Origin of the sequence: Euzebyella saccharophila, assembly GCF_014855495.1 — a bacterium.
GTDB classification, from domain to species: Bacteria; Bacteroidota; Bacteroidia; order Flavobacteriales; family Flavobacteriaceae; genus Euzebyella; species Euzebyella saccharophila.
Genome location: NZ_JACYFJ010000002.1, coordinates 625,228 through 645,336 on the forward strand (window position 1 = coordinate 625,228; position 20,109 = coordinate 645,336).

Below are 20,109 nucleotides of genomic sequence, written 5' to 3' on the forward strand. Positions count from 1 at the left end.
GTCCTATTCTGTGTCCCAGAAAATACGGTCCAATAGTGTTACCGAAGGTACATTATTCCCATTTCGGCTAGTTTCACTATCTGGATAAGGCAACCTTCTGATGTATTCACCATTTAAATTGGGGTTTAAATTGGCGGGTAAGGTCATGTTTTTATACTGATAGTCATACCTTCTGGCATCGTTCCATGTCTCTGGATGTAAAAAAAGAGCGATCCACTTTTCCTTGAAAATATCATCAATGGTAAACGCTCCTTCCCCCATAGAAACTTCAGTACTGGCCAAATAAGCATCAATTTCTTCTTGGGGCACCTCTAACATTTCCATATGCGCAACGATTCCATCTAAATAGGCCTGATAGGATCTTGACTTGTTCACGTCAAATGCAGCCTCTGCCTCTATAAACTTCATTTCGCTAAAGGTACCTATGAGTACCGGAGAGCCAGGGCTCGTGTAGTACTGGCCCTCTACCAAGGTACTTCTTGCACCCTGTTCCGGAGCATCGCCTCTACCCGCTCCATTTACGGTTCCAATATATTCACCATCGTCCGTGGCTCCAACCATTAATGGCAATCTAGGGTCAACAGTGCTATATGACGTTCCATCCAACGCTTCAATGAACTGTTCAGAAATCCAACCGCCCAACACCAAATTGGCATTGTTTCTGGCAACCTGTGACCACGGGTTAATAGATTGTTCGAAAAAATCAACCTTTGCATTATCATCGTTTGATGTAAAAGCGTTGTCAATTGAAGAAAGTATTTCACTTGCATTATACCCGTCTACATCCTTTAAATGAATCATAAATCGTGCCTTTAGAAAATTAGCAAAGGCCAACCATTTGTCTACATCCCCTCCATAAATAAAATCATCGGACCCAAGACTTGCAGTGGTAGAAGTTTGCAAATTGGCAATACCTTGGTCTAAATTAATCATAATGATATCATACAAGGAGGAATCCGAATCATAGGCTGGTGTAACGGTTTCAAAATTGAAACTCTCAGAGAAAGGCATATCCCCAAAAATATCAACACCCATACCCAAGTTGAGCGCTATTAAAACCTGTGCAGCACCTTGATAATGAGTGGCGCCCTGTTCTTCCGCTTTTTCTACCAAAACCACCAAATCCGTCATTACATTATATAATCTGAACCAAGCAGTGTTGTTACTTATTGGTTCCATGGTATCGGAAGCACTTGCCTGATTGGGGGATGCCAAGTATTGAACATAGTTGGCAGCGATATCTCCAATTCTATAAACATTATAGGCCGATTCGTAGGTGCCATTAATCATCAAGCCCGAAATGGGTGCATCTTCCGGATTGTTTGGATTTTCGTTTACGTCAAGATATGAATCGCAAGCGGATAAAATCAAAACCAGACCCATCCCGAATAATCGTTTTAAGTTATTTGAAATTCTCATATTATCTTTTTTTTGAAATCAATTCATTTTAGAACTGCCTTCGTTTATAGTCCAAAATTAAAAGTCAAGTAATAGCTCTGAGTACCGGGGAAACCAAGTCCAGTAAAGCCAACGGCATTTCCTCCCGCTCCAGCGGAAAATGATTCAGGATCAAATCCATCCCAAGGAGAGTACAAAATGATGTTATTGGCTGCCAAAGAAACCCTAAATGATTTAAAAGGTAACCTATCCAAAGTATTACTACTCAAATTATAAGCCAATGAAATATTTCTAAGCTTCACGTAACTGGCGTCCTGAACAAAATTTTCCGTAACACCTCGATAATAATTTCTCCAGAAACCAGCACCATAATCTTCTCCATCCGGACCAGTACCTTGCCCTAACCAAACTTCTTGAGTATTTACGGAACCATCAGCCAAAACCCCATCAAATACACGGAAATCATTTCTGGCCAAGGTGTAATCGTTCTTACCGAACGCAGATAAGAAGTTATCAAATTGATTGTATTGCTCTACATCTGCCCTAAAATCAACCAAGAAACTAAGTTCAAAATTCTTGTATGAAAACATATTTCGTAGTCCACCAATCCATTTGGGCACTGCATTACCTAAAATTAGCTGCTCTGCATTTCTCTCTGGGAAACCATTTGAACCTATGACCAGCGGCAAATTTCTATCCAAGGTTGTGGCATCTTCTGCAGCTCCAAAACGTTGGTAACTGGTACCGTATAGATTTCCGTAGGCATCACCCTCTATCAGTTTCATGGTCGTAGTACTTCCTGCATACCCAAATTGTGTACCCACCACAATTTCATCTATACCTTCACGAATGGACTTAATTTCATTATCGTTCATAGATAAGTTGGCAGTAGCAGTCCATTGGAAGTTTTCATTCTTTATAATATCACCTCCAAGTACAAATTCAAATCCGCTGTTCTCAATTTCACCGGCGTTGGTAATGTAAGATGAAAAACCAGTACCATCAGAAATTGGAACCGGTATTATCTGGTCCTCAGCATTGGATTTATAATAGGTTACGTCTAAATCCAAACGGCTTTGAAAAAATGACAGTTGCGCCCCAACCTCAATAGATGTTGTTAACTCTGGTTTTAATGCAGGATCACCAAACGTACTGTTTCGGCTAAAGCCTACCTCCCCATTTAGTGGAAATACATCTGGAGAAACGAATGTTGATCCTAAGATATGGGGATTGGTATCTTTACCTACCTGTGCCCATGAAGCTCTTAACTTACCAAATGTAAACCAAGTTGGCATATCAAAATTTTCACTGAAGACATATCCTAAATTGACCGAAGGATAAAAGAATGAATTATTGTCTTTAGGTAAGGTTGATGAGATATCGTTCCTTCCGGTGACATTTAGATAAAGATAGTCTTTATAATTCACCATTAAATCGCCATAAAAACCTACTAATCTTCTAATACTCTTTCCTTGACTGTTAAAAACCTGTCTAGTATTATTTACGTTAAAAAAATCAGGAATTACATAATCTTCACCCCTTAAGGTAACTCTATCATACTTTCTCTGGAAAATGTCGTTACCAAGTCGTAATGTCGTATTCAAGTCTTCTGACCAATCTTTTTGTAAAGTGATATAGAAGTTTGAAGTAATATCTTTACTATTGATTCTAGTTTCTTCAATAAAACCAGTTGAACTTAATGCGTTTTCCCCATCAATTCCCTTTGGGCCAGGAGTGATTTCCGTTCGCATATCGCTATAAAAATCCGTTCCTATACGATAAGATAGCGTTATCCATTCCCATGGACTATAATTGAAGTTTAAGTTTCCTATTACCCTATTAACATCATCCTCATAAGTACTAAAACGTGCATCATATATTGGATTGGTATTCCCATAAGTTCTCATGGTACCGTCCTCATTGATATAATCACGTACATCTTGAGTTTCTGCCCAATACATCATCCGCTCCATAAATCTATCGTGCGGAACCCTGTTACCGCCTGAATTGGTATAGTTTATAGAACCATTAAAATCGAACTTCTCATTTAATTTGACATTACCAGAAATTTTGGCGGACGTTCTGGCCCAATCACTAAAAGGAATAATACCTTTTTGGTCAAATCTACCAAAAGACCCGTAGAATGTGGCGTTTTCACTACCTCCGGACACGCTTATACTATGATCGGTCTGAACACCGGTATCAAATGCCCTGTTCCAGTTATCTTGATATTTATGCCCTGGTTCACTGGCAGCAACTTCGGAAATTGGCGCACCCCAAGACGGCCAAAAACTGGTAGGATCGTACTCTCCGCTAAAGCCTTGCCCGTATTGACCCTGCAATTCTGGAAGTCTGTTTAATTCCTCAAAACCAACGGATGTATTTACATTTATATTCACTTGACCGGCCTTACCTTTTTTGGTGGTAATGATAACAGCACCATTAGCGGCCCGCACCCCATAGAGAGCAGTGGCTGCAGCTCCTTTAAGAACGGACATAGATTCAATATCATTTGGGTTGATGTCAGATGCCCTATTTGATAGTCCGCGGGGTGTACCCCCAGATTCAACTGTAGAGTTATCAATGGGAACACCATCCACCACAAACAGCGGTTGGTTATCTGCTGACGGGTCTAAGGAGTTAATTCCCCTAATAATAATCCGCGCGCTTTGCCCAGGAGCACCGCCTGAATTGGTAATTTGTACCCCAGCAACCTGTCCTTGTAAAGCGTTAACAATATTGGTTTGCTTGGTTTGGGTAATTGCTTCGGCATCAATGCTCTGAGCGGCATAACCCAAGGCTTTCTTTTCCTGTGAAATACCAAAGGCGGTTACGATAACCTCATCCAATTGCTCGGAATCCTCTTCCAATACAATATTAATGACGGATTGATTACTTACAGTAACTGTTTTGGCTTTCATACCAATATAGGTAAACTGTAAAATGTCTCCACTACTTGCACTAATGGAGTACTCCCCATCAAAATTAGTGGTTGCTCCCCTACTTGTTCCAGACACCACAATGGTAACTCCCGGCAAGGGCTCTCCATTAGTATCCGATACGGTTCCAGAAATCATTTGCCCCCATGAAGCCTGAATGCACATGATGGCAATAATGGCAATGAAAATGTTTCTCATATAACTTTTAGTTAATTAGTTTAAAATAAATATAACAAAACGTTAATGAAACCTATCATTTTTAAGAAAAATTAGGAAAACATAAATTTTAGAGAGCGATTATTGTTTTAATTATGATTTTTTCTCCTTTGGTTGTATTCCTTATAAAACCAAATACCTGAATATCATATTATTGATTTACAACAAAAAAGCCTGTTTCGTTAATAAATTGAAAAAAATATTGTAACTTAATAATGATAAAATGAATATCAATCCTCTAAAAACACTAGATTATGAAAAAACTATTCGGATTGGTTTTCTTGATGTTATTTTTGGTCTCGGCCACTTTATACACATCTTCAAAACCTCAAACGGCCCCCACTTTAGAGGGCACTTGGGAACTTATTAACCGTTACAATTGGGAAGACGGTAGCGTATTGGATACCATTCATAATACCAATGGTTATCAACAAGTAAAAATTTACAGTAAAGGTAAAGTTATGTGGACGCGCTATTCACCGGACGACCCCAACGAATGGTTTGGTTACGGTTCCTACAAAACTTCTGCCAATAGCTTGGAAGAGCGCTTGGAATATGGTTCAAAAGTAATGATGAGCATCCAAGACACCATAGACTCCTTTAAATTTGAACTTGTGTTGGATGATGATTCCTACAGCCAAATATCACTTGATCAAGACGGCAATAGAATATTCTCAGAGAACTATAAAAGAATTGATTAGGGCAATAACCCAAATGAACCAAAAATAGAAAATCCGGCCGCAGGGCCGGATTTCTTATTTTATATCGGTTTCAAATTTAAGAAACCACTTCCTTTTCGGTTTCTACCGTAGCAAGATATCTTTCGGCATCCAAAGCAGCCATACATCCGGTACCGGCGGCAGTAACGGCTTGTCTATATTCCTTGTCTTGGGCATCACCACTAGCAAAAACACCAGGTCTATTGGTCTTGGTAGATTTTCCCTTGGTAATGATATAGCCAGTTTCATCCATATCCAACTGCCCTTTAAAAATATCGGTGTTTGGTTTATGACCAATAGCTATAAAAAGTCCCGTGATAGAAATGTCCTCCTTTTCGCCTGTTTGGTTATTTACAACTCGTAAGCCTTCTACTACTTGATCTCCCAAAACCTCATCAACTTCGGTGTTATATTTGATTTCTATATTTTCTAGGCTATTTACCCTATGCTGCATTGCTTTTGAAGCTCTCATATAATCCTTTCTCACCAACATGGTAACCTTATTACAAATATTGGCTAAATAAGAAGCCTCTTCCGCAGCGGTATCCCCAGCACCCACTATGGCCACATCTTGACCTTTATAGAAGAAGCCATCACAAACCGCACAGGCAGATACCCCGCCACCTCTTAAACGCTGTTCACTTGGAATATTTAAGTATTTGGCAGACGCCCCTGTTGAAATAATAACTGTTTCTGCCTCAATTTCCTTGCTATTATCTATGGTCAATTTGTGTATACCACCTATTTCATCGCTTAACTCTACTCCTGTCACCAGACCTATACGTACATCAGTACCAAATCTTTCTGCTTGCTGCTGCAGCTGAACCATCATAGTTGGCCCATCAATCCCTTCCGGATATCCTGGAAAGTTATCAACCTCCGTAGTGGTGGTCAACTGGCCACCAGGTTCCATACCTGTGTAAAGAACTGGTTTCAAATCTGCCCTAGATGCGTAAATAGCCGCTGTGTATCCCGCGGGGCCAGAACCAACTATTAAAGTCTTTACTCTTTCTATCTTCTCAGCCATAATCAAAAGCTCATTTTTAGATTAAAAAACAAATGTAACTTTTTTGAAAAAACATTCCCTAAAAGTTATTAAAAGTTATAGCAATAGGTCGATATTTATTTTCAATACTTACAGAATAACAACTTGCATACAGAGCGTGGGAATTTTGAATTTGTATTTCATAAAATTTTGTTAAAAACAAACCTTGCCGTTCCAATTTCGTAGGTACCAGAAAGACCTAAATACCTCAAAAATGGAAAAACTAAAAATAGCCGTAGTAGACGCTTCCGAAACACATAGATACCAACTAGAGAAATTAATTAAAAATAACAGCAGTTTAGAGTTAATAGGAAGTTACAGAAATGCCATACAAGCAAAGGGCGAACATATAAACCAGATAGCAGATTTGATATTCTTGGATGTAGAGATGCCTTTGATCAATGGGTTTGATTTACTGGATTTTTATAAGGACACACCAGAAATTATTCTCATAAGCGATAAAGCGGAACACGCCGTAAAAGCATTTGAGTACAACGTTACGGACTATCTCCTTAAACCTTTAAACAAGGAACGCTTTACCCGAGCGATTACAAGAGTAAAAAACAATTTGAAGCTTAAAGCAGATTCTCAAAACAATGCCCACCTTTTTGTAAAAAGTAACTTTAGAAAAGTAAAAATTAATTTTAGTGATATTAAGTGGATAGAAGCCTTGGGAGACTATATAAAGCTAGTCACTAAAACTTCCAACCATGTGGTTTTAAGTTCTATGAAAGCTTTTGAAAAACAATTACCTACAGAACAGTTCATTCGAATACATAAATCCTATATTATAAATGTAGACCGAGTGGAAAATCTAAACCATGCAATCGTAGAGGTAGACGGCAAACAAATGCCTATAAGTAGAAAAAGAAGACCATCATTAATGAATGCGCTCGGAATTTAACTAAAAAAAAATGTTGGTTGATGTCCAAATCAAAAAGATCTATTTAACCAATTACCCCTTACCTTAGCTTACTTAAGATAACATCCAAAAGATGTACTTAAAGTCTTATATTTGTATTACAAGGCGAGCGATAGGGGGAAACTCGTTACTTCGGTCAACATTTCAGTGTACTCAGGTATTACTTCCATCTATCCATGAATTTATATTATGAGTATCCAAACCTTAAAATGTGCAGTCATAGACGATTCCAAAATGCAAAGGACTGCCGTAAACAAACTGATTAACAACCACAAGAATTTAATTTTGGTTTCTGAATATGAAAACGGAATTAAAGCTCAGAAAGGACTTCCCAAGGATGATATCGACCTTATTTTTCTAGATATCGAAATGCCCGTAATCAACGGGTTTCAGTTTATAGAAACATTAGGAAACAGGCCACAAATCATTCTCATTACCTCAAAACCTGAGTATGCCATGCAGGCCTTTGATTATGATGTCACAGATTATTTGATGAAGCCCATCAATGGAGACCGTTTTAATACTTCAGTCCAAAAAGCCTTGTTCCGTACCATTGGGGTTACCAGTGATGAGGAAAAGCATATCTACGTTAATAGCAAGCTTAAACGTATAAAAGTATTCCTTAAAGACATTAAATGGATTGAAGGCCTAGGAGATTATTTAAAGATAATTACCGATGACACTTCGCTTTTGGTATTAAGTACCATGAAAAGCTTTTTGACGCAACTTCCGGAGGATGAATTTATGCGAATTCATAAATCCTACATTATTAACCTCAATAGGGTGGAGAGATATAACAGCCAACATGTAGAGGTTTGTGGAGAAAAGATTCCTCTTAGTAGGCATAAAAAGGCTGAACTGGAAGAGGCGCTTTTAAACGCCTCCGTCAATTAAACAAGTTCTTTAGCCGAAGTTCCTCCCGTAGGTTTTACTTCAAAAGGTTCCAGTTCTATATCAAATTTACTTTTATAGGCCGCAGACGCTTCTTTTATAAAAGCTTCAACTCCATTTTGGTGAACGATATTCAATGTACAGCCCCCAAATCCTCCACCGGTCTGTCTAGCGCCAAGTACAGCATCATATTTTTTTGAAAAATCTACTAGAAAGTCAGATTCAGGACAACTTACCTCATAGTAGGAGCTAATGCCTTCATGTGCTTCATAGAGCAACTTCCCAACTTGCTCAAGTTTATTCTTTTTCAAGTGCTCGGTCATATCTAGCACTCGTTTGTTTTCAGCAACAATAAAAGAACACCTCTTATAAATTACCTCTGGCAAGTCTATTTTACAGGCATCCAAAATCTCGGGTGTAACTTCACGCAACGACCTTACTTTTGGATATTTCCTTTGAATAATTTCCACTCCTTCCTCACACTCTTTTTTTCGGACATTATATTCACTAGTAGCCAAATTATGGGAAACCTTGGTATTCAGAAGTATGATTTTATAGGGCTGCAGGTTGATGGGTATATAATTACTTTCCAAGGATTGACAATCCAATAGAATTACATGGCCTTCCTTGCTCATAACGGAAGCAAATTGGTCCATGATTCCGCACTGCGTTCCCGCATAAGTATGTTCAGCTGTCTGGGAAAGCTGAACCATCTCCAATTTGGTAAGCCCTAAGTTGAAGAGCTCGTTCAAACCAAATGCCAAACCACATTCCAAAGCTGCGGAAGAACTTAATCCGGAACCGGTAGGCAAATTACTCTCCAAGATACAATCAAACCCTTGGAGCTGGTCTGTACGCTTTTGGATTTCATTGACCACCCCAAGAATATAGTTTCGCCATTCAACTTCACTTCTGGCTACCTCCTTTAAATTGAACTCAAAACCAGTATCAAAGGTTTTACTGTAGACGCTGCAGGTATCCGGAGTGCCATTTTTTTTAAAATTGAAGGTAATGTTCTTCTCTATGGCGGTGGGCAACACATATCCCATATTATAGTCTGTATGCTCACCTATCAAATTGATTCTCCCGGGGGAAACCACTTCCAGTTCAGATTTAAAACTATCTAAAAACTCCATTAAACTAATACTGTTACTAATTCTTAATCATTTCAGCGGAGGCTACCGTCCTGAATCCCAAATGCTCTAAGGAGGAGTCCAAACTGGTTGCCATTCTTGAAGATATCCTATAACTGGCGCAATAGGAGGCATTACATAGAAAAGAACCGCCTTTCATTACCTTTTCCCTTGCATACGGGTCACGCTCATTATATGCCGATGCTGCGCCCTGTGGATTTTTAGGCACTACTCCTTGACTTTTAACCTCTTGATAGTAATTGGTATTATACCAATCCTGTGTCCATTCCCAGACATTCCCGGCCATATCGTATAAACCATTATCGTTAGGTGGATACGATTTAACGGGAGCCCTATCTTCATAACCGTCTGCTTTGGTATTGATAACGGGAAATTCGCCTTCCCAAGTATTGGCCTGCTCATCTAAAGACTTGTCTTCATCACCCCAAAAATAGGTGGTGTTCTTATGATTTCCCCTTGCGGCCAATTCCCATTCCGCTTCCGTAGGTAATCTTCTATTGGCCCATTCACAGTAAGCTAGTGCATCTTCATAAGCGATATGTACTACGGGATAATTGCCTTTTCCCTTTATATCACTTTCGGGTCCATTGGGATGACGCCAATTAGCTCCTATGGTCCATTTCCACCATTGCGAAAAGTCATAGAGATTGGCTACGGAAGATTTGGCCTTTTTAAAAGTTAAAGATCCAGGTTGCATAATGGAATCATGGGGTCTTGGGGTACCTTCAGGAAGCTGTTTTTTCATTTCTTCCCAATCAATTTCCCTTTCGGCCACCGTAATATAGCCAGTTTCGTCCACAAATTTTTTAAAAGCATTATTGGTGACCTCTGTAGCATCAATGAAGAAACCGTCTACCGCAACTTTATGTGACGGCTTTTCATGGCCCATAGCCATTTGGTCCTGCGGAACCGCCCCTTGCTTAAAAACCTCACCCGATATCCAAACCATGCCGGGAGGAGTCTCAATGCCCTCTGGTATGTGCTTTATTACGGTAGTATCCATTTGCTCCGGTTCAACGGCCTTTCTCTCTTCTATACCTGTCTTTTTAGCAATTTTATTTTTGAGGTTATCCTTGCATTGAACAAAAAGCAAAGCAGCCACAAATGCCATTGCTAAACGAAACAAAACCTTCATACTTTATCTTTATTGAGATACAAATTTAGTCGTTATTTTCTGCAATGAGTCCATCCTCAATTAAAGGAATTTTAAAGTGTTCCAATTCAGGGGTTTGTCGCTCTCGTTCGTAAATATTGGCTGCTTTTTTAATGATTTCGGGATGTTCACTTGCCACATTATGCTCTTCTGTAGGATCGTTCTTTAAATCATACAATTCCAATGTAGCAGGTTTGTCATTGGACAAATTTTGCCTCACCACCTTCCAGTCGCCCATACGTATGGCAACTTGCCCACCGTAGCTGGGGAATTCCCAATACATAAAATCGTGCATCTGCTGACCCTTTTTACCTATCATTGTTGGCAACATGCTTATTCCATTGGATACTTCAGGTGTATCATATCCCGTAATTTCGGCAAAGGTGGCCAACATATCATAATGGGCAGATGGCAAATCACTTTTAGTACCGCCTTCAATTTTATTGGGCCAGGTGGCAATCATAGGAACTCGAATTCCTCCCTCGTACAAATAACCTTTACCTCTCCCATGTTCCCCACGAAATGGCTTGGCACTCTCAAAAAACTCGGGGTCTGCCCCACCCGCGTAACTGGGTCCGTTATCCGAGGTAAAGACAATCAATGTATTGTCATAGATTCCTTCTTCTTTTAGTTGCCGAACCAATTTGCCAATATTTTCATCCAAATAAGATACCATGGCCGCATAGGCCGCATGTGGATTTTTATGTGGAAAGTAGCCTCTCTCCCCTAAATAAGGCTCTTCATCTCCAAATTTCTTTTCATAATAATCTACCCATCTCTTGGGTGCCTGTAAGGCCACATGCGGAATGGGTGTAGCCCAGTACAAATAAAAGGGTTTTTCTTTATTAGTAGCCACAAAATTGGTAATCTCATTGAACATTAAGTCCGGCGCATAATCCGTAAGGTTATAATTTGCATAACTTTGAGGGTCGTTGGGATCGGCCCCTTTTACCAGTTTTGTGTTAGGCGCAATAGTATCATTTGCCAAATGAACCCGTTCCCTATTTTTATATAAATGTAGGGGATAGTAGGTATGGGCTTGGCGTTGACAATTAAAACCATAGAAAAAATCAAAACCCATATCATTGGGAACAGAATGGGTATGTGGAGCACCCAGTCCCCATTTTCCAACAATGCCGGTGGTGTAACCCACATCTTTAAACTTATGCGCGAGCGTTACGGTGTTCTTTGGCATGGGACCTTGACCTTCTAAAGTAGAATCTTTTGCCATGGCTTTATAATCCCACACCGCGCCTCTTTCTTTCCATTCAGAATTGCTACGAATATAGGCATGACCAGCATGCTTTCCGGTGAGCATCATATACCTTGCTGGAGCGCAAACTGGTGCACTGCTATAATGTTGTGTAAACATCATTCCATTTTTGGCCAACAAGTCTATATTGGGTGTTTCAATTTTTTCTTGACCATAAACGCCCAATTCCGCGTAGCCTAAATCATCTGCCAATATGTAAATGATATTGGGTTTATCTAGTTCGGCCGTATTTTCTTCAACTTTTTTATCTTGCTTACAGGACAAAAAAAGTGTCCCCGCCAGAAGCAGGGACCCTAAGACTTTATTTAATTGCATGGAAGGCGATTTATATTACAGTAGTTTTTCCTGGAGTAGGAATATCATACATTCCATCTGCGTTTGGTTGTACCGGTGCTTGGGAATCCCAAGTTAGAATATCCGGTACCAAAGCCAAATTGGACTGCATGGCCTCATCCCACTTAATTACCTTACCGCTATAAGTTGCCATTCTTCCTATTATGGCACTCATGGTACTTTTGGCACCGTTTTCGGCATCTGCAATAACTCCTCCGTTTCTTATGGATTCAAAAAGTTTTATATGCTCTACCTGATAGGGATTTGGGTCATCTTTTCCTCGGTGTTCAAAAATAGTTTTACCGCTCCAATCTTTTAGAGTAGCATTATCACCCTCAGTGGATACAGTTCCCTTGGTTCCTTGGAAAAACTCCGAAACCCTGCTCATTGTTTCAGGCATATGTCTACACTGGCTTGCGATTACCGCCCCGCTAGGATAAGTGAATTCCACAAAATGATGATCATAAATTTCACCGTGGTCCTTACCTGTCCTAACCTGTCTACCTCCCATACCTTGGGCAGAAATAGGGTATTCACCAATAAACCAGTTGGCTACATCAATGTTATGAATATGCTGTTCCAATATATGATCGCCGCACAACCAATTAAAATAATACCAGTTACGCATTTGGTACTCCAATTCCGTTTGGCCCGGTTGTCTTTCACGAACCCAAACCCCACCACTGTTCCAATAAACCTGACCGGAAACTATGGAACCTATGGCATCCTTTTTTAAATGGTCCAAGGCTGCAAGATAGTTGTCTTGATAATGGCGCTGAAGACCTACAACTACATTTAATTTATTCTCCTTGGCCTTTTTTGCCGCAGCCAAGACTTTACGAACCCCGGGAACATCTGTAGCTACCGGTTTTTCCATAAAGACGTGCTTACCATTGTTAATGGCATATTCAAAATGCTGGGGGCGGAACCCTGGAGGAGTCGCCAAAATCACCACATCTGCCAAATCTATAGCTTTTTGGGCAGCGTCAAAACCTACAAACTGATTCTTCTCCTTTACCTTAACTTTTTTGGACTCCCCCATAGCTTTGGTGATGTTCATAAGGCTACTTTTAAGTCGGTCTTCAAAAGCATCGGCCATTGCTACCAATTCCACATTATCATCAGCGTTCAAGGCCTGCACGGCAGCTCCCGTTCCCCTACCTCCACAACCTACCAAGGCTATTTTAAGCTTTTTATCATTTAGGACATTGACCATTGCGTTCATTTGCAAATTGGGCAAAAGCATGGCGCCTCCGGTAAAAAGGGCTGTATTTTTCACGAAACCTCTTCTGGTATTGGAAAGAAGTTGGGATTTTTGTTTTTTCTCATTAGAATTTTTCATTTCTCAGCTTTGTTTAGTTGAATTTGGATTTTAGACAATAATGATGTGAATATATAAATAATATCGCACTCAATCGTTTGAGATATTGGGTTTTTACATTTCTCCTCCCTTAGGTTATGAAAATAAAACAGCTATGAAACGCTTATGTTCTGCAATTGAGTTTTTTATGAAAAGAATGGACTACTACAGACCTTTAAAAATTGTCCTTATCACTTTGATAGCACTTGGTTATTTTATCGGTTAAAGCGCTTTTTTTTTATCAATTAAGGATTTTTGAATTATCTTTCGTTGCAATTTTCGTAAAAAATCCTGTTTATTGGATGCAATTCGGAAAGAGAACACTTAAAACAATAAACCAAATAAAACCTTATGGAAACATCAAGTAATGTGTCGGCAACCAATGCCAACAGACTCTTTTATGCAAGTTGCTTTGCATTGATTACCACAGCCTTTTCCTTTAGTATACGGGCTGGTATTTTACCTCAATTAGGAGAAGAATTAAGTTTAACTGCAGAACAATTAGGGTTTATTAACTCTATGTGGTTTTTAGGCTTCCCTATATCAATGGTCATCGGTGGATTGATTTATCATAAAGTGGGCGGTAAAGCAATTATGCAATTTGCCTTCTTTGCCCATGCCATAGGTATCATCCTTACAATTTATTCAGGAAGTTATACAGGCCTTCTAATATCCACTTTGTTAATAGGGCTAGGTAATGGATGTACTGAAGCCGCTTGTAACCCTATGATTGCAGATGCGTACCAAGGTACCCGAATGAGTAAAATGATGAACCGCTTTCACATGTGGTTCCCAGGAGGTATCGTAATTGGTAGTTTAATTTCTAAATTTATGACCGATTGGGGCATGAGTTGGGAAACCCAAATTTGGATCATTATGATTCCTACCTTGATTTACGCATATTTATATTTTGGTCAAGCCTGGCCAAAGGCAAAAGTGGAAGAAGGCGCTACCCTTTCAGGAAACTTCAAGGCAATGCTTTCGCCCTTATTCCTGTTCATGGTAGTATGTATGGCTTTAACTGCCGCTTCGGAATTTGTACCGCAACAATGGTCCAGCATCATCCTAGCTAAAAGTGGGGCCCAACCCATGTTAATTTTGGCCTTGGTAACTGGAATTATGGCGGTTGCCCGTTATTTTGGTGGAGAAATGGTACATAAATTTGACCAAACGGGGGTTTTATTGGGATCAGCAGTACTAGCCGCTGTAGGGATATATCTATTTAGTACACAAACCGGGGCTATGGCCTATGTTGCCGCAATCTTTTTTGCTTTGGGTGTTGCTTATTTCTGGCCAAATATGCTTGGTTTTGTTGCAGATAAAATTCCAAAAAGTGGAGCATTGGGACTATCTATTATGGGGGGTGTTGGAATGTTTTCCCAAACTATTTTCCAACCAATTACGGGAAGATGGATTGATAACGACCTTAAGGAAGTAGCTGCTAGAGGTCTTACTGGAGACGAATTGGAATTAGTGGCCGGACAGCAAACGATGCAAACACTTACTATTTTCCCAATTATACTAATTGTACTATTTACAATTTTATTCTTCTGGGTTAGAAAAATAAAGGCAAATACAACGGCGGAAGCTCAATCACCTTCCGAGAATACGGCGATGTAAATTTATACACTCAACTTAATCATGAAGCGGTTCCAGTATTTATGGGGCCGCTTTTTTTATGCAATCTCGAGGCTAACACTTACAAAATTACTTTTGGGCGCCTCGCAAACGGGACACATGTAGTCACTAGGTAAATCTTCAAAGGATGTTCCAGCAGGGACCCCTGATTTTTCATCCCCATAGGATTCATCAAAAATGGTAAGACATTCTGAGCATTGATGCACTGTACGGGCTTCCTTGCCCTTTTCATTTTTGTTTTCCAAAGTTGCAGAAATTTTAGTAGCAAAGCCCAACTGCTCAAAGTATTTCTTGCTTAACTCCATTAACAACCCCGGTAATTCAATCTTGTCCACATCTTGGGCCAACGCCTGATATTTTAGCGAATTTGGGTCAAAATTTTCAAAATGAAGTACATTATATGTTGGCCTCACTTCAAAATCCTTAACAATGGATGGCGGAGCATTCTTTTCGATGATGACCGATGCAAAATGGGAACGTTTGCCCACATCGTTGCTTATACCAAAGGTTAAACCATAGGTACTAATGTCATTTTGGTCAAAACTCCTCACCAAAAACTTTTTCAATTCCATAGCCTCCTCATCATCCACCGGAAGATGCCAGTTCATCTCTAGTTGAGAATGCCTAATGTTAATACCCCTTTGCCCTAAGAACCTTTCCAATTCCGGTCTTGATTCTTTTTTTATGCCTTTAATTATAAAGGATTTCCATGGGGTGATACAAATTTTACCAATGCTATTATTTAAACAAAATCCACATAGCTCCCTCAAAAAATGAAGGTCGTACTTATTGTTTCGCCAATAGAGACCTAACCAGTATTGATCAAGTCCCATTCGATTCATCCCTTCGTAATAGGGAAATTTTATGTAAGGAATCTCCAGAGGTTTATCTATGGTCCTACTGTTGGTGTCCAACTGTTTGTGAATATAAAAAGACAGCTCCTCTACATTATCCACCTCTTCTTCAAACTCTTCTATGGCTTTGGAGACTTTTACAATATCCCAACTATAAATTAAAACAGGATAGTACTCCGAATCTTTCCAATGGGGTAATTTGATATGCAAGTACCAATAATCTTCATATTCCGAAGCAATAAAATTTAGGTTACCACTGAACAAGGGAACTAATCTTTGTTTAGGGTCGGTAATATTAATTTTAAGCTGGGGCTTAAAATCAAACCCTTCCAAAATGTAGAGATAGGTAGACCCCTTAAGCCAATGCGTCATATCAAAAATATCTGCGGAAACATAAGAACAAACTATATTTTGATAACCTCTGTTCGCTTCTATTTTAACATTGAATTTAGACGTTATTTCCTTGCAATCCTCAGTAGAATTTAATGGAAACAATAAGTCTTGTCTAGAACCAAAATGAACTTCTTTAAGACCTGCGGCCTCCAGCATGGCAATACAATCTTTTAGTTCACCCGGCGAGGTGACCCCTCCCTTGAGCATTATTCTATGCAGATTATCATTTGTCATATCACCTATAGTTTTAATTGACCGCAGTTTTCAACTGTGCCGATAAAATTTCCTGTACTTCCGGTTTACAACTACCACAACCGAGTCCGGCACCTGTTTGCGAACACAACTGACCAAAATCATCGCATCCTCCTCTAATGGTATCGATAATATTTCCTTCCCCTACCTGACTGCAGGAACATACCATTTTACCCTTTAAGGGCACTGAAACACTATTGCCCCTTAGTAATTCCTCCCTTTTTTCACTTAGTTCAATTTCTTCTTCAATGAGCCTTTTAAATTCTGCGAATTCGTTCTTATCACCCATCAAAATGGCTCCTTTTAGGATGTCATTCTGCACGATACATTTTTTATAATACCTCTTGCTTACATCCATAAATATTATTTCCTCAAAAGAAGTATCAGAGGAAGGTGCATTTACCATACCCAAACTACAAAGGTCTAAATCCTCAAATTTTAAAATGTTCATAAGGATGGACCCATTGTAGTAGCTACCATAATCCCCCAAGATAAATCTGGCAGCAATATCTGCCTGTTGTTCGGCGGCAGAGGTTATTCCAAAAAGGGAATTTTTAAATTCGGCTATTTCCCCCAAAGCAAAAATATTGGGTTGATCTGTCTGTAAATACTCATTGACAATTACACCCCTGCTGGTCAACAAATTTGATGATTTGGCCAACTCAATATTAGGTCTTGTACCTATGGCGTAAACAATGGCATTGCACTTTATCGTTCTCCCGGTCTTAAGGGTAACGGACAAATAATTCTTACTGTCCTTTTCTTCAAAAACGGTACTTACTTCATTATCAAAATATACTTTAATTCCACGTTCCATCACATCTTGTGCCAGTAGGTTACTGGCCACACGATCTAATTGTCTTTCCATTAATCGTGGCGCACGCTGTATAATGCTTATCTGTACTCTACGCTTTTTGAGTGCTGCAGCCAATTCCAGTCCCAGAAGTCCGCCCCCAACTATGACCACGTGCTGTTCCTCTTCTGGTAAGCCTGTTTTTTGGAGGTAGGTTCGAAGTCTATCCGCATCACCACGCTCCCTCATAGTAAACCTTCCTGGTAAATTTATAGGCACATCACTAGGTACAAAAGCACGACTTCCCGTGGCCATTACCAAAATATCATAGGTATGCGTCACACCCAAATCATCCACCACTTCTTGGTTATCCTTATCCAACTTACTTATTCCCACCCCGGAATGTAAACTGATACCCAGCTTTTGTACTTCTCCCTTCTTAAGTTTTTCCAAAGCTTCCCACGAAAGCTCTTCACTCACATATTCAGGCAATAAAACCCTATTATAGAATGGATCATTTTCTTTGGAGAATACATGGATTTCGTCAATCTTATTTTTTGAACGGTAGGTTTGAACGAACCTATAGGCAGCGGCTCCCGCTCCTATAACTACTACTTTTTGTTTCGGTTTTACGTATTTCGTGACCTGAACGGCACAGTATTTAAAATCCGGCTCCTTAGAAATGGGGTCTACTAAATCATTTGTCACGTTATTGGCACGACCAAAATCATTGTTCAAAACCTTGCCCCAATGCATGGGCAAGAAAACCACCTGCTCCCTTATATCATAATTTACCTTGACCTTTACCTTTACTTCTCCCCTACGGCTCTTTACCATAGCCACATCACCCTCTTTTAGCCCCCTTATATAGGCATCTACTTTGTTCATTTCCAAGTAGGGTTCGGGAATGTGCGTGAGCAATCTTTTCACCTTTCCCGTTTTGGTTCGGGTATGCCATTGGTCTCTAACCCGGCCGGTATTTAAAATAAGTGGATATCGCCCATCTGTTTTCTCAGACTGATTATACAATTTGGGCGGGGCATTAAAATGGGACTTTTCATCATTGGTAAAAAACTTAAGATCAGTGAACAATCTTGGAGTACCCATATGCTCTTTATGAGGAACAGGCCATTGAAAACTTCCCTCATTTTGAAGACGTTCATAGGATAGTCCTGAAATATCAATATTGGTTCCTTTGGTCAATAGACAATGCTCATCATACACTTCACTCGCACTGGAGTAATCAAATCCTTTATACCCCATTTTCTGGGCAAACCGCCATAAAATTTCCACATCTGCCATGGCTTCCCCTGGTGGGTCTATGGCTTTTGGAAGGTAACTGATACGACGTTCCGAATTGGTCATGGTACCTTCTTTCTCTAACCATGCGGCTGCCGGCAATAATAAATCGGCATATTTGGTAGTTTCTGCATTATGTGAAATATCCTGAACCACTACAAAACTGGCGTTTTCCAATGCTTTCTCTACTTTATGCACATTGGGGAGACTCACAATGGGATTCGTACAGATTATCCAAATGGCTTTCATTTTACCAGACTCCAAAGCATCGAACATCTCCGTTGCTGTATACCCCGCTTCACCTGAAATTTCCTTTCCTCCCCAAAAGTTAGATACTTCTTTCCTATGATTAGAATTTCCCAAATCCCTATGCGCCGCCAACAAACTGGCCATACCTCCTACCTCTCTACCGCCCATGGCGTTGGGTTGACCCGTTAAAGAAAAGGGGCCAGCCCCAGGTTTACCAATCTGCCCCGTTAATAAGGAGAGGTTTAGTAGGGCCAAATTTTTACTAACCCCAATTACGCTCTGGTTAAGGCCCATGGTCCACATAGAAATGAAAGCTTTCGCATTGCCGATATAACTTGCAGCAGTACGAATTTCTTCCACGGTAATTCCGCAAAGTTCCGCTGCTTTTCGTAAACTCAACTGAAAAGCGCTTTCTCTACAGGCTTCAAAATTGACCGTATGTTGTTTTATGAATTTTCGATCTATTTTTTTCTTTTCTATGAGCCACCTGGCCATAGCGTTGAATAAAATAACATCCGTACCTGGTAATATTTGTAAATGTAGGTCTGCAAGAGCACAGGTCTGTGTCTTTCTGGGGTCCACTACAATTATTTTAACATCTGGATTCTCTTCCTTGTGTTTTTCAATTCGCCTAAAAAGAATGGGATGACACCAAGCAGGGTTGGCTCCTGCAATCAGAAAACAGTCTGCCAATTCAATATCGGCATAGGAAATAGGAACGGAATCTTCGCCCAGCATTTTTTTGTACCCCACAACGGCCGAGCTCATACATAGCCTAGAATTGGTATCTATATTATTGGTACCAATAAAGCCTTTGGTTAGTTTATTGACCAAATAATATTCCTCAGTAAGGCATTGGCCCGAAACATAAAAGCCCACACTATCCGGCCCATGTTTATTAATAATGCTCTTAAAAACTGCAGCAGCGCGATCAAATGCGGTATCCCACGAAACACTTTGCATAGGATGGTTTCTGCTCCACCTCATTTGGGGGTATAGAATTCTATCAGTGGTATCCTGCGCTACGTAGTTTAGGTTTTTTCCTTTGGAACAAAGCATTCCCTTGTTCACGGGATAATCCTCATCACCTTCAACGCCAATAGTACCCTTGGCATCTACTTTAACCTTTATACCACAGCCAACGCCGCAATAGGAGCAAATGGTCTTATGTTCAGTTTCTCTTTGCATAAACTAAGGGTTCTTGACAACAATAATTTATACTTGCAAA

13 protein-coding genes are annotated in these 20,109 nt (G+C 39.9%); 4 read left to right on the forward strand and 9 right to left on the reverse strand.

Translation table 11 applies throughout. The features are described 5' to 3' along the window. Positions 1-3 precede the first annotated feature (3 nt). Together IL355_RS09275 and IL355_RS09280 are read right to left on the reverse strand one after the other, a co-directional pair. Positions 4-1,419 carry a SusD/RagB family nutrient-binding outer membrane lipoprotein gene (locus tag IL355_RS09275; protein ID WP_192461879.1) on the reverse strand — a complete coding sequence of 472 codons (1,416 nt, stop codon included), beginning with the start codon at positions 1,417-1,419 and terminating at the stop codon, positions 4-6. A 44-nt stretch (positions 1,420-1,463) separates the two neighbouring features. Continuing rightward, positions 1,464-4,535 (reverse strand): SusC/RagA family TonB-linked outer membrane protein, encoded by a 3,072-nt coding sequence (locus IL355_RS09280; RefSeq protein WP_192461880.1) that lies wholly within the window; start codon positions 4,533-4,535, stop codon positions 1,464-1,466. A gap of 272 nt (positions 4,536-4,807) precedes the next feature. On the opposite strand from IL355_RS09280, the gene IL355_RS09285 reads away from it, so the two are divergent. After that, positions 4,808-5,254 (forward strand): hypothetical protein, encoded by a 447-nt coding sequence (locus IL355_RS09285; RefSeq protein WP_192461881.1) that lies wholly within the window; start codon positions 4,808-4,810, stop codon positions 5,252-5,254. 76 nt (positions 5,255-5,330) lie between these two features. Here the strand turns inward: IL355_RS09285 and trxB are convergent, their stop codons facing one another. Beyond that, entirely contained in the window at positions 5,331-6,299 is a 969-nt protein-coding gene (trxB, locus tag IL355_RS09290) for a thioredoxin-disulfide reductase (protein WP_192461882.1), read from the reverse strand. A gap of 232 nt (positions 6,300-6,531) precedes the next feature. On the opposite strand from trxB, the gene IL355_RS09295 reads away from it, so the two are divergent. Both IL355_RS09295 and IL355_RS09300 read left to right on the forward strand, forming a co-directional pair. Then, the gene (locus tag IL355_RS09295; RefSeq protein ID WP_192461883.1) at positions 6,532-7,221 is read left to right on the forward strand and encodes a LytR/AlgR family response regulator transcription factor; all 690 of its coding nucleotides are present in this window, start codon (positions 6,532-6,534) and stop codon (positions 7,219-7,221) included. Positions 7,222-7,428: 207 nt separating this feature from the next. Continuing rightward, complete coding sequence (locus tag IL355_RS09300; protein ID WP_192461884.1) at positions 7,429-8,133, forward strand: LytR/AlgR family response regulator transcription factor; 705 nt, start codon at positions 7,429-7,431, stop codon at positions 8,131-8,133. Here the strand turns inward: IL355_RS09300 and galK are convergent. The 4 genes from galK to IL355_RS09320 are packed head-to-tail and all read right to left on the reverse strand — an operon-like array spanning position 8,130 to position 13,385. Further along, positions 8,130-9,266: a galactokinase gene (galK, locus tag IL355_RS09305; protein ID WP_192461885.1), complete on the reverse strand. Its 1,137-nt coding sequence runs from the start codon at positions 9,264-9,266 to the stop codon at positions 8,130-8,132. The genes IL355_RS09300 and galK overlap by 4 nt on opposite strands. Before the next feature lie 16 nt (positions 9,267-9,282). Then, complete coding sequence (locus IL355_RS09310) at positions 9,283-10,419, reverse strand: formylglycine-generating enzyme family protein (RefSeq protein WP_192461886.1); 1,137 nt, start codon at positions 10,417-10,419, stop codon at positions 9,283-9,285. Between the two features lie 25 nt (positions 10,420-10,444). Continuing rightward, positions 10,445-12,025, reverse strand: coding sequence for an arylsulfatase (locus IL355_RS09315; RefSeq protein WP_192461887.1), 1,581 nt, complete (start codon positions 12,023-12,025; stop codon positions 10,445-10,447). Positions 12,026-12,035: 10 nt separating this feature from the next. Further along, positions 12,036-13,385 carry a Gfo/Idh/MocA family protein gene (locus IL355_RS09320; RefSeq protein ID WP_192461888.1) on the reverse strand — a complete coding sequence of 450 codons (1,350 nt, stop codon included), beginning with the start codon at positions 13,383-13,385 and terminating at the stop codon, positions 12,036-12,038. A 369-nt stretch (positions 13,386-13,754) separates the two neighbouring features. Between IL355_RS09320 and IL355_RS09325 the strand changes: the two genes are divergently transcribed. Then, positions 13,755-15,023, forward strand: coding sequence for an MFS transporter (locus IL355_RS09325; RefSeq protein WP_192461889.1), 1,269 nt, complete (start codon positions 13,755-13,757; stop codon positions 15,021-15,023). Positions 15,024-15,079: 56 nt separating this feature from the next. Here the strand turns inward: IL355_RS09325 and IL355_RS09330 are convergent, their stop codons facing one another. Together IL355_RS09330 and IL355_RS09335 are read right to left on the reverse strand one after the other, a co-directional pair. Beyond that, on the reverse strand, positions 15,080-16,522 hold the full coding sequence (locus IL355_RS09330) for a rubredoxin (protein WP_192461890.1): 1,443 nt from the start codon (positions 16,520-16,522) through the stop codon (positions 15,080-15,082). Positions 16,523-16,535: 13 nt separating this feature from the next. After that, positions 16,536-20,069, reverse strand: coding sequence for a nitrate reductase (locus tag IL355_RS09335; protein ID WP_192461891.1), 3,534 nt, complete (start codon positions 20,067-20,069; stop codon positions 16,536-16,538). Positions 20,070-20,109: the final 40 nt, after the last annotated feature.

Coding starts and splice junctions, on each gene's coding strand:
- IL355_RS09310 (WP_192461886.1), bottom strand. CDS start 10,419: ATGAAGGTTTTGTTTCGTTTAGCAATGGCATTTGTGGCTGCTTTGCTT.
- trxB (WP_192461882.1), bottom strand. CDS start 6,299: ATGGCTGAGAAGATAGAAAGAGTAAAGACTTTAATAGTTGGTTCTGGC.
- galK (WP_192461885.1), bottom strand. CDS start 9,266: ATGGAGTTTTTAGATAGTTTTAAATCTGAACTGGAAGTGGTTTCCCCC.
- IL355_RS09285 (WP_192461881.1), top strand. CDS start 4,808: ATGAAAAAACTATTCGGATTGGTTTTCTTGATGTTATTTTTGGTCTCG.
- IL355_RS09280 (WP_192461880.1), bottom strand. CDS start 4,535: ATGAGAAACATTTTCATTGCCATTATTGCCATCATGTGCATTCAGGCT.
- IL355_RS09320 (WP_192461888.1), bottom strand. CDS start 13,385: ATGAAAAATTCTAATGAGAAAAAACAAAAATCCCAACTTCTTTCCAAT.
- IL355_RS09325 (WP_192461889.1), top strand. CDS start 13,755: ATGGAAACATCAAGTAATGTGTCGGCAACCAATGCCAACAGACTCTTT.
- IL355_RS09275 (WP_192461879.1), bottom strand. CDS start 1,419: ATGAGAATTTCAAATAACTTAAAACGATTATTCGGGATGGGTCTGGTT.
- IL355_RS09300 (WP_192461884.1), top strand. CDS start 7,429: ATGAGTATCCAAACCTTAAAATGTGCAGTCATAGACGATTCCAAAATG.
- IL355_RS09330 (WP_192461890.1), bottom strand. CDS start 16,522: ATGACAAATGATAATCTGCATAGAATAATGCTCAAGGGAGGGGTCACC.
- IL355_RS09335 (WP_192461891.1), bottom strand. CDS start 20,069: ATGCAAAGAGAAACTGAACATAAGACCATTTGCTCCTATTGCGGCGTT.
- IL355_RS09295 (WP_192461883.1), top strand. CDS start 6,532: ATGGAAAAACTAAAAATAGCCGTAGTAGACGCTTCCGAAACACATAGA.
- IL355_RS09315 (WP_192461887.1), bottom strand. CDS start 12,025: ATGCAATTAAATAAAGTCTTAGGGTCCCTGCTTCTGGCGGGGACACTT.